Annotated in this window: 18 protein-coding genes; 4 read left to right on the top strand and 14 right to left on the bottom strand. The window is 69.1% G+C overall.

All coding sequences use genetic code 11. The features are described from left to right. Nucleotides 1–113 precede the first annotated feature (113 nt). The gene (locus ACIBVN_RS43910) at nt 114–938 is read right to left on the bottom strand and encodes an NmrA family NAD(P)-binding protein (protein ID WP_397146228.1); all 825 of its coding nucleotides are present in this window, start codon (nt 936–938) and stop codon (nt 114–116) included. Between the two features lie 59 nt (nt 939–997). After that, complete coding sequence (locus ACIBVN_RS43905) at nt 998–2173, bottom strand: FAD-dependent monooxygenase (RefSeq protein ID WP_397146227.1); 1176 nt, start codon at nt 2171–2173, stop codon at nt 998–1000. 73 nt (nt 2174–2246) lie between these two features. Between ACIBVN_RS43905 and ACIBVN_RS43900 the strand changes: the two genes are divergently transcribed. After that, the gene (locus ACIBVN_RS43900) at nt 2247–2813 is read left to right on the top strand and encodes a TetR/AcrR family transcriptional regulator (RefSeq protein WP_397146226.1); all 567 of its coding nucleotides are present in this window, start codon (nt 2247–2249) and stop codon (nt 2811–2813) included. A gap of 13 nt (nt 2814–2826) precedes the next feature. Here the strand turns inward: ACIBVN_RS43900 and ACIBVN_RS43895 are convergent, their stop codons facing one another. The 4 genes from ACIBVN_RS43895 to ACIBVN_RS43880 form a co-directional block, all read right to left on the bottom strand. Beyond that, the gene (locus ACIBVN_RS43895) at nt 2827–3462 is read right to left on the bottom strand and encodes a maleylpyruvate isomerase N-terminal domain-containing protein (protein ID WP_397146225.1); all 636 of its coding nucleotides are present in this window, start codon (nt 3460–3462) and stop codon (nt 2827–2829) included. Between the two features lie 90 nt (nt 3463–3552). Next, nucleotides 3553–4284, bottom strand: coding sequence for a nucleotidyltransferase domain-containing protein (locus tag ACIBVN_RS43890; protein ID WP_397146224.1), 732 nt, complete (start codon nt 4282–4284; stop codon nt 3553–3555). Between the two features lie 107 nt (nt 4285–4391). Next, nucleotides 4392–5330 carry a ribose-phosphate diphosphokinase gene (locus ACIBVN_RS43885; RefSeq protein WP_397146223.1) on the bottom strand — a complete coding sequence of 313 codons (939 nt, stop codon included), beginning with the start codon at nt 5328–5330 and terminating at the stop codon, nt 4392–4394. Between the two features lie 33 nt (nt 5331–5363). Next, on the bottom strand, nt 5364–5990 hold the full coding sequence (locus ACIBVN_RS43880; protein ID WP_397146222.1) for an HAD family hydrolase: 627 nt from the start codon (nt 5988–5990) through the stop codon (nt 5364–5366). Nucleotides 5991–6110: 120 nt separating this feature from the next. On the opposite strand from ACIBVN_RS43880, the gene ACIBVN_RS43875 reads away from it, so the two are divergent. Next, nucleotides 6111–7910, top strand: coding sequence for an alkyl/aryl-sulfatase (locus ACIBVN_RS43875; protein ID WP_397146221.1), 1800 nt, complete (start codon nt 6111–6113; stop codon nt 7908–7910). A gap of 45 nt (nt 7911–7955) precedes the next feature. Here ACIBVN_RS43875 and ACIBVN_RS43870 read toward each other — a convergent pair whose 3' ends face one another. The 3 genes from ACIBVN_RS43870 to ACIBVN_RS43860 form a co-directional block, all read right to left on the bottom strand. Then, nucleotides 7956–8417, bottom strand: a complete 462-nt coding sequence (locus ACIBVN_RS43870) for a hypothetical protein (RefSeq protein WP_397146220.1) — start codon at nt 8415–8417, stop codon at nt 7956–7958. 167 nt (nt 8418–8584) lie between these two features. Next, entirely contained in the window at nt 8585–9049 is a 465-nt protein-coding gene (locus tag ACIBVN_RS43865; RefSeq protein WP_397146219.1) for a spore-associated protein A, read from the bottom strand. A gap of 85 nt (nt 9050–9134) precedes the next feature. After that, on the bottom strand, nt 9135–9527 hold the full coding sequence (locus ACIBVN_RS43860) for a hypothetical protein (protein WP_397146218.1): 393 nt from the start codon (nt 9525–9527) through the stop codon (nt 9135–9137). 161 nt (nt 9528–9688) lie between these two features. On the opposite strand from ACIBVN_RS43860, the gene ACIBVN_RS43855 reads away from it, so the two are divergent. Then, on the top strand, nt 9689–10105 hold the full coding sequence (locus ACIBVN_RS43855) for a hypothetical protein (RefSeq protein ID WP_397146217.1): 417 nt from the start codon (nt 9689–9691) through the stop codon (nt 10103–10105). 52 nt (nt 10106–10157) lie between these two features. Here the strand turns inward: ACIBVN_RS43855 and ACIBVN_RS43850 are convergent, their stop codons facing one another. The 3 genes from ACIBVN_RS43850 to ACIBVN_RS43840 all read right to left on the bottom strand — a co-directional run bounded on the left by ACIBVN_RS43850 (nt 10158) and on the right by ACIBVN_RS43840 (nt 11459). Beyond that, complete coding sequence (locus ACIBVN_RS43850) at nt 10158–10595, bottom strand: GNAT family N-acetyltransferase (protein ID WP_397146216.1); 438 nt, start codon at nt 10593–10595, stop codon at nt 10158–10160. A gap of 97 nt (nt 10596–10692) precedes the next feature. Next, nucleotides 10693–11352 (bottom strand): hypothetical protein, encoded by a 660-nt coding sequence (locus ACIBVN_RS43845; protein ID WP_397146215.1) that lies wholly within the window; start codon nt 11350–11352, stop codon nt 10693–10695. Beyond that, nucleotides 11319–11459 (bottom strand): hypothetical protein, encoded by a 141-nt coding sequence (locus ACIBVN_RS43840; protein ID WP_397146214.1) that lies wholly within the window; start codon nt 11457–11459, stop codon nt 11319–11321. Before ACIBVN_RS43840 ends, ACIBVN_RS43845 begins: the two co-directional genes overlap by 34 nt. 56 nt (nt 11460–11515) lie before the next feature. Between ACIBVN_RS43840 and ACIBVN_RS43835 the strand changes: the two genes are divergently transcribed. Continuing rightward, nucleotides 11516–12166, top strand: a complete 651-nt coding sequence (locus ACIBVN_RS43835; protein ID WP_397146213.1) for an MOSC domain-containing protein — start codon at nt 11516–11518, stop codon at nt 12164–12166. Between the two features lie 33 nt (nt 12167–12199). On the opposite strand, the gene ACIBVN_RS43830 is transcribed toward ACIBVN_RS43835, so the two are convergent. Next, nucleotides 12200–13447 carry a hypothetical protein gene (locus ACIBVN_RS43830; RefSeq protein WP_397146212.1) on the bottom strand — a complete coding sequence of 416 codons (1248 nt, stop codon included), beginning with the start codon at nt 13445–13447 and terminating at the stop codon, nt 12200–12202. After that, on the bottom strand, nt 13444–14544 hold the full coding sequence (locus ACIBVN_RS43825; RefSeq protein ID WP_397146211.1) for a HesA/MoeB/ThiF family protein: 1101 nt from the start codon (nt 14542–14544) through the stop codon (nt 13444–13446). Before ACIBVN_RS43825 ends, ACIBVN_RS43830 begins: the two co-directional genes overlap by 4 nt. Nucleotides 14545–14924 lie beyond the last annotated feature (380 nt).

Below are 14924 nucleotides of genomic sequence, written 5' to 3'. Positions count from 1 at the left end.
GATCTTGGTCGACACTGTTCTAGCAGGGGCTCTGTTGCTGTTTCCGCCGATTTGACGACACCACGAAATCGCTAACTAAGTGGTCTTGGGACTAGCCCGACGAGGTCACCCGATCACACCCGGAACGCGTCGGCGTTCTCCGAGGCCCACTGAGCGAAGCTGCGCGCGTCCCGGCCGGTGATCTCGCGCACGGTCGGGACCACCGTGTAGCCGACCTCCGGGGTGTCGCCCAGGGCGTGGACGAGGAACTCGATGGTCTGCTCGCCCATGCCGTCGGCGGCCCACTTGGCCCGCGCCTCGTCCACGGTCAGCTCCACGTACGCGACGTGCCGGCCGATCGACGCCCCCAGGATCTCGACCTTCTGCCTGAGCGTGATCGCCTCGGGACCCGTCAACACGTACGTCCTGCCGCCGTGGCCGCCCTCGACCAGCACCGTCGCGGCCACGGCGGCGATGTCGCGCTCGTGCACCAGGGCGCTCAGCCGGTCGCCGAACGGCTCCTTGATGACGCCTTCCGTCTTCACCGTGTGAGCCCACCAGCGCAGCGTGTTCGACATGAACTCGACCGGGTGGAGCAGCGTCCACTCCAGGTCGGTCGCGGCCAGCGCCTGCTCGAGCGGGCCGTCCTCGCGCCCGCCGAGCACGGTGGCCCGCCGCACGCCCGCCTCGACGGCCAGCTTCACGAGCGCGGCGCCGTCCGGCAGGGGCGCGTAGTCGTCGCCCGCGAAGTTGATGAAGTGCACGCCGGTGACGCCCTCGAAGGCGTCCTGCAACGACTCGGGCCGGGCGAGGTCTCCGGCGACGACCTCGACGCTCTCGGGAAGCCCGGCCTTGGCGGGGTTTCTGGTCAGGGCGCGTACGTGCTGCCCGGCCGCGAGGAGCTCCTCGACGACGAGACGGCCGACGGTCCCGGTGGCTCCGGTGACGAGGATGGTCATGGCGAACCCCTTAGATCGGAACGGAACGTTCTGCTCTTATATTAGCAGAACGGAACCATTTATTCCGCATACTCCTTGAGCGAGATGGCGTTCGCGGCGCGGTGGATGGGGCCGGCGATCCTGTCGATCATCCGGTCGCGGCCGGGCAGGTGGGGCAGCATCTTGATCATCTTGAGCTGGAACCAGAGGGCCGCGCGCGACCCGATCACCATGCCCTTGACGTTGGCGGGCCCAAGTGCCTGGTTGACCTCGACGAACGGGCGCAGCTCGCGCTCGTACCCCGCCGCCCCGCCGCCCTTCGCCAGCTCGCCCGCCAGCACGTACGCGCCCACGAGCGCCAGGCTCGTGCCCTGCCCCGAGGCGGGCGAGGCGCAGTACGCCGCGTCGCCCACGAGCACGACGCGCCCCTTCGCCCAGTGGTCCATGTGGATCTGGGTGACCGAGTCGAAGTAGAAGTCCTTGGCGTCGCGTGCGGACTCGAGCAGCGCGGGCACCTCCCATTCGACGCCCCGCATGGCCTTCACCAGCAGGTCCTTCTGGGCGTCCGGGTCGCGGTGGTCGTAGGCCAGCGGCCGCGACGACCACATGAACAGGGCCTTGGCGCGGGTGTCCTGCCTGGTGCTGTAGACGTTCGCGGTCCTGCCGGGGGTCGCGTGCACGGCCTCCTCGCGGTCCAGGCGCAGCGTGTTGGGCACCGTGCAGATCGAGATGTAGTAGCCGAGGTCGCGGGCGTACCGGGACTCCTCGCCGAAGGCGATCCTCCTGGTGTTGGAGTGCGCGCCGTCGGCTCCGACGACCAGGTCGTACCTGCGTGGGGCCGAGCGCTCGAACGTCACCGTGCCGTCTTCGGCGATCCCCGTGATGGAGTCGCCGAAGACGTACTCGACGTCGTGGCGCGTGAGGTCGTACAGCAGCTCGTTCAGGTCGCCGCGCATGATCTCGACGTCGTCGCCCGCGCGCCCGCCGAACAGGGCGGCGTCCATCGCCGCGGCCTTCCTGCCCCTGGCGTCGTAGTAGGTGGCGATCCGCATGTCCGTGCTCCTGGCGCGCACCGCGTCCATGATCCCCATGCGCTCGATCACCTGGAGGGCCGCGCCCCGGATGTCCACCTTGTAGCCGCCCTCGCGGATGGAGGGTGCCCGCTCGACCACTGTCACGTCGAAGCCGTGCTGCTTGAGCCAGTACGCCGCCGCGGTGCCGGCGATGCTCGCGCCGGAGATCAGGATGTCCGTCATGGCCATGACGGTACACATGTCTCAGACGCTTGTCTAGAACGAGTTTTCAAGACAACTGTGCTAGCCTCTGGGCATGGGAAACAGGGAAGATCTGCTGGCCGGGGCGAAGCAGTGCCTGATCGAGAAGGGTTATTCGCGCACGACGGCGCGCGACATCGCCAACGCTTCCGGGGTGAGCCTGGCGGGCATCGGCTACCACTTCAAGTCGAAGGAAGCGCTGATGAACGAGGCGCTTTTCGAGGCGATGCGGGAGTGGGGCGACGAGCTCGGGGCCACCCTGTCGGCCGACGTCGGGGCGGACGCGACGCCGCTGGAGCGGTTCGAGGCGGCCTGGGATCGGGTGACGGAGTCGTTCTCCAGGCTCCGGCCACTGTGGGTGACGCAGTTCGAGTTGCTGGGGCAGATCGACCACGTGCCCGAGGTGCGCGAGCAGCTGGTGCAGTCCATCAAGGAGGCGCGGCTGGGGCTCGCCGAGCTGTTCGAGGGCGCGGAGACCGGGACTGATCCGGAACGTGAGCGGCTGGTGGGGACGGTCTACCAGGCCATGCTGACGGGGTTCCTGTCGCAGTGGCTGCTGGACCCGGACAGTGCGCTGTCGGGCCGCGAGGTGGTCACGGCCCTGCGCATGATCGCCTCCTGACGGCGCTTGCGGGTCAGAAGGCGCTTATGGTGGCCGGGGCGCGTTCGGCGCGGCTCAGGGTGCGGACGACCGCCGTCGCCCCGTGCCGGTGCACGGCCAGCCGGGCCAGCAGCTCCACCACGGGGTCGATGACCGATGAGGGCAGCTCCGGAGTGTCCAGGCCCACGCTCGCGGCCAGGTCGTCCGAGTGCACGACCAGCTCCACCAGCCGCGTCAGCAGGAAGTCGTCGAGCCGCAGCGACCAGCCCGACGGCAGGGCCACGACCCGGTCGGCGGGCTCGGCCGCCAGGGCGGCGGTCTGCAGGTCGAGCAGCGCCTGCGTCCTTTCCACCAGCGCCACGGGCCCGTCCGCCGCGGCCGCCTGGCCGCCGCGCCTGACGCTCACGTTGCTCTCGTGGTCGAGCCCCGCCTGCACCCACGGCGACCTCGAATAGTGCTCCAGGAGCCCGATCGGCTCCTGGACCTGCCCGTTCGGCGGGAGCACGTCACGGACCCTGACGAGCTGGTGGGCCAGGTGCCCGGCCAGCCCCGCGACGCTGAACTCGGTGAGCGCGCTCGGCTTCTCCCAGGCCGCCGCCACCGCGGGAGCGCGCAGCAGCGACACCGCCGACTCCGCGGCCACCAGATAGGACTGCCTGATTTCCCCCATTTGCTGCCCTTCTCCTGATTTCAGGTGGTAACCCGCGCCAAGACTATCCCCCGGACAATCAGCGCGAGCGCCGCCATATGCCGGCCAGGCTCAGGAGGTCAGTGCCTTCCTGATCGCCGATCTGACGAACGCGCGGGCCAGCCTGCCCCTCCTGAAGCGGCTCAGCACCGGCGCCGCAGTCCCGTACCTCCGGGCCCGCACGTCGGCCACCACCTTCTCCGGCGCCCCCAGCTCGGCGAGCACGTCCAGGGCCTCCCGCTTGCTGATCAGGCGTCCCTCCCGCAGCGTGACCGTGGCCCTGGCGACCGTCAGCATGCCCAGGTCCACCCAGATGTCGCGCAGCCAGCGCCGCCGCCCGCGCGTCTTGACGAGCCAGAAGTCACGTAAATCGGTCCGTACGAACTCGGCCACCTCCTCGTCCGACACGGGAGGCAGCAGGGCGGCGGGCGGCGGGCCGTACAGCTGGAGAGCCCCGTCGTGCAGCTCGCGGCGGGTGATCGCGGTGACGGGGCGGCGGAAGATCTCCTCGTGGGCCCACGTCACGTGCTCGGTGGAGTGGTCGGCCAGCTCCTGTCTGGCCATGTACGAGCAGTGCAGCCCGGCCGCCAGCGGCTGGTCGAGCGCCCGGTGGGCGGCCTTGATGCGCCGCCACTGCTCCATCGTCACGGGCGTGTCCACGACCGCGATCAGGTCGAGGTCGCTGCGTCCCGGCTGGTAGTCGCCGGCCGCCAGCGAGCCGTGCGCCCATAGTGCGACCAGGGGAACGATGGGCTCGATGCCCTGGAGAAAGTCGCTCAGCAGTCGTTCGGTCGCTGTGTGCATATTGGCAACTATGATCGATGCGCGACCGAGTGGGAAGGTCGCCCCTGATCACGAGGGGTGTTGAGGGCGATCGCCGCGGACCGCTCCCCGACACCCCGGTCAGGTCATCACGGTGTATCGAACAGCGCGCTCACCGACTCGCCGTCGTGGATGCGGCGCATGGCCTCGGCCAGGGCGGGTGCGATCGACAGCACGGTGAGCTTCTCGCTGGGCTTGGGCGGCGGCACGGTGTTGGTGCAGACGATCTCCGCGACCTCGGGCAGCGCGCTCAGACGTTCGACCGCCCCGCCCGCGAACAGCCCGTGCGTGCACGCCACCCGCACCGAACGCACGCCGCGCTCGCGCAGCCGGTCGAGCAGCTCGATCACCGTGCTGCCCTTGGCGATCTCGTCGTCCAGGATGATCACGTCCTTGTCCGCGACATCGCCGATCACGGAGCTGATCACCACGCGGTCGTCGCTGAAGCGCTGCTTGGCGCCCATCGCGACCTCGGTGCCGAGCAGGCGGGCGAAGTGTGCCGCCTCCTTGGCGTTGCCGAGGTCGGGGGAGACGACAACCGTGTTCGACAGGTCGTACTGGCGGAAGTGCGCGGCCAGCTCGCGCAGCGCGTGCAGGTGGTCGACCGGGACGCTGAAGAAGCCGTGCACCTGCGGCGAGTGCAGCGTCATCGCCAGCACCCGGCTGGCGCCCGCCGCCACCATCAGGTCGGCGACCAGCCGGGCGCCGATCGAGATGCGCGGGGCGTCCTTCTTGTCGGACCGTGCGTACGCATAGTGGGGCAGAACCACGGTGGTCCTCGCCGCCGACGCGCCCCTGGCCGCGTCGAGCATCAGCAGCAGCTCGACCAGGTGCTCCTGTACGGGCGGCACGAGCGGCTGGATGAGGAACACGTCGCGCTCGCGGCAGTTGGCCTGGAGCTGCACCTCGAGCACGTCATTGGCGAAGCGCTCGATCTTCACCGGGTGGAGTGGCGTGCCCAGATGGCTGCAGATCTCTTCGGCCAGCTCGGGATGGGCGCTGCCGCTGAAAACCGTGATGTCTCGCACGATTTCGTAAGCATAGCCACCTGGCCTGGGCGTTCATGCGAGCAGGTCGGGGTTCAGCGCGTCGAGGTCGGGCAGGACGCGCCACGCCAGGGCCAGCGCGTCCGGCGCGGGCGGGTAGCGCGGATGCGGCACGGCGATCACCCGCATGCCCGCCGCGTGCGCCGAGCGCAGCCCGTTGCTCGAGTCCTCGACCGCCACGCACTCCTGGGGATCGACCCCGATCCGCCGGGCTGCCTCCAGGTATCCGTCGGGCGCGGGCTTGCCGCGCTCGACCTCCTCGGTCGAGACGGTGGCCGCGAAGCACTCCTTGAGCTCTGCCGCGTCCAGCACGACGTCGATCAGCGTCCGCGGGGACGAGCTGGCCAGCCCCAGCGTGATCGACTCGGACAGCCGCCGCACCGTCTCCACCGCCCTCGGCATCAGCGGCACCTCGTCGCGGTAGTGGGCGGCCATCTGGTCCACCACCCTGCGCGCGATCTCGTCCGGGGGCAGCGACACCCCGAGCGAGTGCAGGTAGGCGGCCCACTCCGCGGTGCTCATGCCCATGAGCCTGGACTGCGTGTCCGGCTGCCACGTGCCGCCGTGATCGGCGACGAAAGCCCGCCGCACCTCCTCCCACACCGGCTCGGAGTCCACCAGCACGCCATCGAGGTCGAACACACACGCATTCACCCGACAAGCCAATCACACGGCTCACGACATGCCCTTATTGCCCTAGATTCATGCTATTAGGGCAGTTTATTGAGCTATCCGGGCCGATTCCCGGGCACTCGGCATGGCATGGCAGACCTTCCAAATCACGACAAGGGCGACTTCGTGGACGCGGACCGCGGGTTCATCGGGAAGCTCAGCCCGGCAGTGATCAAGACTGCGGACAGCAGGGTCATCTGGGACAACGACGCCTACGAGTTCCTCCGGGGGGAGTGCCCGGAAACGGCCCATCCCAGCCTCTGGCGACAGGGCCAGCTGTGTGCCAGGCAGGGTCTGTACGAGGTCGCGGAGGGGGTCTACCAGGTACGCGGCCTGGACCTGTCGAACATGACCCTGGTCGAGGGCGAGCGCGGCGTCCTGGTGATCGACCCGCTGATCTCCACAGAGTGCGCCGCCGCCGCGCTGAAGCTGTACCGCGACCACCGCGGTGCCCGCCCGGTCACCGGCGTGATCTACACGCATTCGCACGTGGACCACTTCGGCGGCGTACGCGGCGTCACCGAGGGAGACGTGCCGATCCTCGCCCCCGCCGGTTTCATGGAGCACGCGGTGGCGGAGAACGTCTACGCGGGCCCCGCCATGACCCGCCGCGCCGTCTACATGTACGGCACCGCGCTGCCCCGCTCGCCGGAGGGCCAGATCGGCTGCGGCCTCGGCATGACCAACTCGACGGGCACCGTGTCGCTCATCCCGCCCACGCTGGACGTCACCCGTACCGGACAGGAGGAGAGCATCGACGGGATCCTGCTGGTCTTCCAGCTCACACCGGGCACGGAGGCTCCCGCCGAGATGAACTTCCTCCTCCCCGACCGCCGCGCCCTGTGCCTGGCCGAGAACGCCACCCACAACCAGCACAACATCCTCACCCTGCGCGGCGCCCCGGTGCGCGACGCCCGCCTCTGGGCGCGTTACCTGAACGAGGCGATCTCGCTGTTCGCCGACCGCGCCGACGTCGCCTTCGCCTCTCACCACTGGCCCACCTGGGGGCGCGACGGCATCGTACGGTTCCTCGGGGAGCAGCGGGACATGTACGCCTACCTGCACGACCAGACACTGCGGCTGCTCAACAAGGGCCTGACCGGGCCCGAGATCGCCGAGGCCCTGCACATGCCGCCCGGGCTGGAGCAGGCCTGGCACACGCGCGGCTACTACGGCTCGGTCAGCCACAACGTCAAGGGCATCTACCAGCGCTATCTGGGCTGGTTCGACGGGAACCCGGCGCGTCTGTGGGAGCACCCGCCGCGGGAGAGCGCGCTCCGGTACGTCGAGTGCCTGGGCGGGGGCTCGGCTGTGGTCGAGCTCGCCAGGCGCTACATCAGGGAGAACGACCTGCGCTTCGCCGCCCAGCTGCTCAACCACGCCGTCTTCGCCGACGAGGGCAACAAGGAGGCGCGTGACCTGCTCGCCGAGGTCTACACGCGGCTCGGCCACGGCGCCGAGAACGCCACGTGGCGCAACTTCTACCTCATGGGCGCCCTCGAGCTGTCCGAGGGCATCGTGCCGGCCACCGTGGACACCGCCTCGCCGGACCTGCTGACCGCGCTGAACGTGGAGCAGATCTTCGACTCGATCGCCATCCGCGTGGACGGTCCACGCGCCTGGAACGAGCGGTTGTCGATCGACTGGCAGCTGACCGATCTGGGGGAGCGGCATCGTACGACGTTGTCCAACGGCGCGCTCATCCATCAGCGGGAGCCGGCGGACGAGAGCGCGGACCTGACGCTCCGGCTGACGAAAGAGCAGCTCGTGGGGCTGCTGTCGGGCAAGGGCGTCGGGGGTGTGGAGCGCGAGGGGGACACGGGGGCGCTGCAGCGGCTGGTCGCCGTACTCGACCGGCCGGCGCCCGACTTCGCCATCGTGACGTCCTGACCCTGGCCGCGACGCCCTGAACCCTGGCCTCGACCTCCGGATCCGTCAGTCCGAGCCCTCGACCTCGAGCGCTCTGCAGGTCAGCACCAGGAGCGTCACCACGGCAGCCCCGACGCCCGGGCCCACCACGAGCGGCAGGGTCAGCTCGCCGGCATGCCACGCCGCCGCCAGGATCGCCGCCGACGTCACCACCGCCACCCCGAACATCGCCGCCCACAGCGGCAGCAGGTCCAGGTACACGAACAGCAGCGGGAACGCCAGCCAGACGAACGGCGGCGCCATCGCGGCGAGCACCATCCATCCGGTCGTCACCACCACGAGCCACACGGGGCCGCGCGCCTGGACCGCCGCCAGGCCGCCGGCGGCATATGCCAGGCCGAGCAGCACGCCGCCGACGGCCACGGCGACGTGGTCCTCGCGCAACGAGCTCACCACGGCGATCGCGAGCAGCCCGCAGACGGTGGCGTGCACCGCCCACCGCAGCAACCGCGACGGAGCGTCCATCATTACTCACCAAGAGTAACAACGGTCATGAGCGAGGTCACGTGCCGCGAGGCCGCCAGGCGAAGATCTGGTCGCCCGCGTTCGTGCCGCGTCCGTCCGACGCCGGATCGCATGCCCTTGGGATCAGGCCGGCTGTTCGGGGCGGTGTGAGCACACCGCTCAGAACCGGGTCACCTGCCGCAGTTGCCCCACTTGTCGCGACCGCCCTTCCCCTCAGAGGCGGAGCCCGGGCTCTGGATGGTGCCCGAGTACTTGACGCACAGACCACGCGCGAACAGCTTCACCGGCTTGGTGTGCCTGCTGTAGACGCCCGAGGCCGTCGCGGAGGAGGTCAGCGGAGGAGTGGTGGTCTGGACGGTCAGCGTGGCGCCCATCCGGACCTTGGCGTGGTTGACGTCGAACAGGGTCCGGAACGTCACTACGCAGTTGTAGCCGTTCCTCCTGTTGTAGAGCAGGAAGACCTTGCCGAGCTCGGCGCCCTGCCTGCCCTTGATCGTCCGGACGCCGTCCTTCACCACACGGAAACCGCTGCCGCAAACGCTCTGCGGCGTCTCGGTGGTCGCCTGCGCGGGCGCGGCGGTGGCGAGCGTTCCGGCGGCAAGGAGGGTGGCGGCGACGATCGTCTTCGCGGACATGAACACTTGCGTTCCCTTCATAGATCGAACACCGGATTAGAGACCGTGTCCGATCAAGAAGTTCACTGGTTCCCGTTCAGAATGTTCATTTGCAGCGGGTCGGGTCCAGTGCTCCACGCGTCCGCTCACACGCCACCGCCCTGGTCCCGCCGCCTACGACCTGGCCCGCACCGAACCCGAGTGCAGGGCGGCGGGCGATGAACACGTACTCGCGGTTGTCCTCGGTGAAGGGCTCGCGGCCGAATCCACCGTACAGCGCTTCCCAGCTCAAGCCCGGCGACCTCGCGCCCGCCATCGAGGCGCGCGGCGATGTGATGGTCGAAGGTGATGGCGTTCCAGGGAACCGCCCTTCCGGCATGAGCGAGGCGGCGACCCGCTCGAACGTGCGGCGGCGGTCGGCCCAGGTCGGCAGGTGCTGGAGCGATCGGAAGGGGCAGTAGACCAACGCCGCCGGCTCGTCCAAGGCGAGGTCACGCATGTCACCCTCGCGAAGGCGATCATGAGCCGATGGCAACGACTTGGGACGAGCACTGGAAGCCGTTGCCGCCCATGGCCATCCGGACTCGCCCGATTCGGGCAAGCTTGGGGCAGTAGGTTCCGGCCGGGCTGATCAGTTGAGGGGGCAGCGTGCGGGCGAGGTTGCGCAAGCTGTACGCGGGCGGGCAAGAGTTCGTATGGAGCGGCCGGATCCACCACGTGGCCGGCAACCGCGACTGCCACAGGTGTGTCCGCTTGCGCGTTTGGGGCGCCGGGAAGAACAGCCGTGCGCTCGAGGTGGATCTGTTGTCGAAGGCTGTCCTGCCGTGGGGCTGTGCGACTGACTCCGCCTATCCGACCCCGAAGGACGTGCGGAAGGTCATCGACTACGCCTTGCTGCATGGCTGGGATCCCGACCTCGCCGCCGAGAGCTTCTTCTTGAGCGAGAGCGAGCACGCTGCCGAGTTCGAGCTGACCGACTTCCTCATCACCGATCGCCTGAGAGACGAGGGGGCGCCGGATCCAACCACGCGAGTGCTCGACGCCGCCGAGACCGCACCGCCGGCCAACCGTTCCTAAGGGCTGAGCATGAGCTGCACCTGCTCAGCCGAACCGAAGGACGACCCGCCCTTCACCCATCGAGCACGAAGCGGTAGACGATCGAGTTCCGCCGTTGGAACCCCACCCGTTCATACAGGCGATTCGCCGCCTCCCTGGACGGCCGCGACGTGAGATCGACCGTGCGAGCCCCTGTCTCTCTCGCCAGTTCGAGGGCTCTGTCCGTCAGCGCCGCAGCAACCCCCTGCCCACGGGCTGTCTCGTCCACCACGACGTCTTCGACACGCGCACGAAGCCCGGAAGGCAGCGGAAAGGTGACCAGAGTCAGGGTTCCAACGATCTGCCCTTGAACGCGAGCCGCCAGCACCGTGTTCGATTCGAAGGCCAGCAGCCGGGCCACGGCTTCACGATCGAGCGCTTTCGCGGTCGTCGACAATTGCGGCAACAGCCGGCCGAGCGCGGCCACGACATCGTCACTCGCCTCACGGATGATTTCAATGTCGACGCCCATGAGCCCGACCTTATCGATCGGCGTGGGAGTTGATCTCCTGATGGCGCCGCAGGACGGCTCTGGCCAGGTCGGCAGGGGTTCGCCTCGGCTCATCCGTTCACAGATCGGCGGATACGGACTGGTGCTGCTCAGGCAGCTGGCTTTCCGGGTGTGCCCATACCAGGACGTTGTCGTGCCGTTCCCGTTGAAAGAAGGCGAGCACCTCCTGATCGGAGTGGCGCAGGCTGAAGTGCGTCAAGACGAACAGCGTGTCCGGGTGCGCCTCGATCACGGGTTTGAGCCGGCTCCAGACCGTGTGCCCGACCCGGTCGGCGCGGGACAGCTCGCTGTCGTGGAGAAAGGTGCACTCGGTGATGATGACCGGGTAGGTGAACAGCCAGGGGTTTCGCTCGAACACCGACACATGTGTATCGCCCAGGAAGGCGAAAAGAGGACGGCGTACCTGCCGGTCGACCGCTACGCCTTCGCGCCGTTTCTGCGCCATGATCCGGCCGAACTCCGCGCCGCGTCCGTCCCGGACGAGGGCGGCCCGCAGCTCCTGGAACTCGGGCAGCAGTTCCTTGCCGTTCTCACTGAACGCGTAGCCGACGCAGGGCACCTTGTGCTCGCATCGCACCACGCGGACGTGGTGGCCACGCGAACCGAAAGTGAATTCGTCGTCCTGCCGCACGCCGTGGAGACGATAGGCCGGGGCGAGCGCCGGATCGTACGGCGCCGCGTGATTCAGTTCGGCGGACGCACGCAGGAAGGTCTCCACGTAGGCAGCGCCTCGGCAGGCAGGTAGATGTCGGTGCCGGCTGCTCTGGAGGCGAGGTAGTCGAGATCCTTGGCGTGGTCGTGGTGCGTGTGCGTCAGGAAGATCACCCCATGCGGCTGACCGGCGCTATTGGGAGAGTGCTCATGGCCGTACTGTTTTCCGCATGAAGCTGCTCTCCGTCAACATCGGCAAGCCCCGGCGCAACCCGTGGAAGGGTCTCAGCGCGACAGGCATCGACAAGCGGCCCGTTGACGGTCCGGTCGCCGTCTCCGCTCCCGGCCCCAAGGGCACCGGCGCGGTCGGTCTCGAGGGCGATCGTGTCTACGACGTGAAGCACCACGGCGGTTCCGACCAGGCCGTTTACGCCTATGCCCGCGAGGACCTCGACGGTTGGCAGACCGAGCTGGACAGGCCGCTCGCCAACGGCGTCTTCGGAGAGAACCTCACGACCCTTGGTGTCGACGTCAACGGCGCTCTGATCGGCGAGCGTTGGCGCATCGGGTCCACGGTGGTCCTGGAGGTGTCGTGCGCGCGGATCCCGTGCGCGACCTTCCAGGGGTGGCTGGAGCGCGACGGGTGGATCAAGCGGTTCACGCAGGCCGCACTGCCGGGTGCGTATCTGCGCGTGATCGAGCCCGGGACCATCCGTGCCGGCGACCCGGTCGAGATCGTCCACCGGCCCGGCCACGACGTGACCGTCGCGCTCGTGTTCCGTGCGATGACACTCGAACCTGATCTGCTGACGCAACTGCTGGCCGCCGACGCGCTGCCGCAGGAGGACAGGGAACTGGTCCGTAGGCGTACGACCGCGTAGATGGCTCGGGACAGGCCCGTCCTCGCTCTCGGGTCAAGCGCGCCGGGCGACCAGCCGTCCCGCGTACTCCTTGACGGCCAGCGCCAGGGCCAGGGACTCGGGGCCCAGCAGCAGGCCCGCGCAGAGCAACCGGTACCAGAATCCGGCAGTCAGGGGGCCCTCGGCCAGGCCTTCGGCCGTCCACTGCAGGACCTCCACGATGACCGGCAGCAGCAGGAAGCCGAACCAGGCGGCCACGCCGAGGAATCCCGCGAGCCACAGCCAGCGGAACCAGCGTCCGGTACGCAGGTCGGTTTCGGTGGCGTCCGCCAGTTCCTCGGCTTCCTCCGCCGTCAGCCTCCCGAAAGCCTGCCGCAGCATCAGCGACTTCACGCGCCACAGATTCCGGCAGCCCAGGGCGTTGACCATCACCGCGTAGAGATCGGTGCGGAGAAAGACCAGGCTCTGCCAGAGCATCTGGATGACCTTGATGAGCGCCCAGGCGGCCAGCAGCGACGCGACCGTGCCGGGGGCCGACCAGAGGCCGGTGTCGATCAGCAGCCGGCCGGTGAGCAGCACGGCGAGCAGTACGGAGTCCACGGCCAGGCCCGCCAGCAGCGGGCCGTACCGCTGGCGGCGCGGGAGCGTCCACAGTTGGGTGAGATCAGTTTCGAAGACGAGCATCCACATGCGGCGGTCGACCCCGAAGCGGGTCTGGATGCCGAGAGCCCGCGCGCCGAGCCAGTGGCCGCACTCGTGGCTGGCCGCCGCGAACCACACGAAGGGGATCCAGGCCAGCGTGCTCAGCCCGGTGTCGTCGAAGGCGAAGGCGTCCTCGGCCGGGTTGGGGATCAGGCCGGGCCGGAGTGCGAAGACGCCCAGCGAGTAAAGCAGGCAGGCGGCATAGAAGGTCCAGGCCACGGGGCCGAAGAAGGGGCGTACCGTCTCCGGGCGGATGCTGGTCATCCAGCGGCGGGCCTGAATGGGTGCGGTGCGGACGGGCTCCGACGCGGCGCCGTCCCCCGCATCCTCGTCGCCGGCGTCCTCGGCCAGGAAGCCGAGCTCCCCGAGGGTTTCGACGAACGACGGCACGTTGACCGGCTGGCCGGCGAACTCCTCGGCCTCGGCCGCCGCCTCTTCGATGCTCGCTCCCCGCTGCAGGGCGGCGATCACCACCCCGCCGACCGCCGGGATCGTCACGAAGGTGCCGGTGGCGGGGTCGCCCACCAGAACCTCGTCCTCGCCCTCGGGTACGACGCTGAGCGGCCTGAGCCTGACCGTGGCGGAGCCGGGAGTGGTCACCGGCGCTCACCCTCGCGCGGCGGGGCCTGCAGGCAGACCCGGCATTCCGGGTTCCCGGGCAGGGGCTGCCACTCGGGCACCAGCCCCTTGCGCAGATCGAGGGTGACGCGGAACCCGGCCGCGCGGGGCGGTTCGTAGCCGGTGAGGTAGCGCTGCGCCTCGAAGGCCAGCAGCGAGCCGACCTGCATCGCCATCGGCCCGGTGAGCGGGTTGCTCAGCTTCATGTTCTCCACGATCCGGTAGGCGACCCCCTCCGAGCTGTCCTCGGCGGGCCGGTCCGCGTAGTCGCAGGCGAGGCACGGCGTCCGGCCCGGGTCCACGGAGAGGTACATCAGCTGGGTACGGTTGGCGCCCCCCAGCACGTACGGGACGCCGGCCCGGACCGCGGCCTCGTTCGCCCAGAGATTGGCGTGCGGATGGCCGTCGAGGCCGCCCGCCATCAGGTCGATGTCCTGGACCAGGTCCGCGAGGTCCTCGGGGGCGGAGATCCAGCGGTCGACGGCGTTCACCTTGATGCTCGGGTCGTAGTCGCGCACCCACGCGGCCGCGCGCTCGGCCTTCGACAGGCCGATGTCCGCATGCCGGTAGAGGAACTGCCGGGAGAAGTTACGGGGTTCGACGCGGTCCTGGTCGACCAGCGTCATCTCGCCGACGCCGAGGCCGGCCAGGCACTGCACCAGGGAGGAGCCGCCTCCGCCGACGCCCAGCACCAGGACGTGGGCCTCGCGCATCGGCCGGAGGAACCCGGCGCGCCGGCGGTCAAGGGCGGAGTAGGTGCCGTAGAAGCAGAGGTTCGAGAAGTGTCGTTCGTCCTCGTCCGGGTCTCCGAGGGTCCTGCCGTCGGCGTCCTCGACCAGGCCCAGGCCGTCGAGCCCGCTCAGGCCCCGGCTGACGTCCTCCTCGGAGAGCTGGAACCCCTGCCTGCCGAGGGCGTCGCTCAGCTCGGCGGCGGTCTGCGGGGCCCGGCGCAGCTCGCTCAGGAGCGCGGCCACCTGACCGTCGGGATCGTTCAGGGTGATCGCCTCGCGCGCGTCGAAGACCACCAGGAGATCCTCGCCGGTCGCCTCCCATTCACATTCCTTCAACGCCACACGCATCGTGCCTCCCGAGCCAGTACGCATGTTGGGCCCCGGCGGGGAGGGACAAGGGCGCGTACGATGAGGAGCGTCTTGTCTCCCTCCCCGCGGGAGAAATCGTCAGGCGATGTCAGCGCCTCACGTGGACGGGTTCTGGGTGGCCTTGACGGACTCGACCTTCTTGACCTTGATCTCCATGATGTTCCTCCTCGTGAGGTTCCACGGCCTTACGTGCCGCTTGTGAAAAGACTGATGGTTGGTACTGAAATGGCGCTGATTTTCCGCTGAGTTGGCGGTTAGGCTGCCAAGCATGATCACGCCGGGCACTCATCGAGGCATGTAGTGGCTGGAGGCAGGGACGAGTGACCGTGGACGGCGTTGGGTTCCGTCTGTTAGGGCCG

This window comes from Nonomuraea sp. NPDC049400 (genome assembly GCF_044466425.1).
Classification (GTDB): Bacteria; Actinomycetota; Actinomycetes; order Streptosporangiales; family Streptosporangiaceae; genus Nonomuraea.
This window is presented reverse-complemented; position numbering and strand designations above follow the sequence as displayed.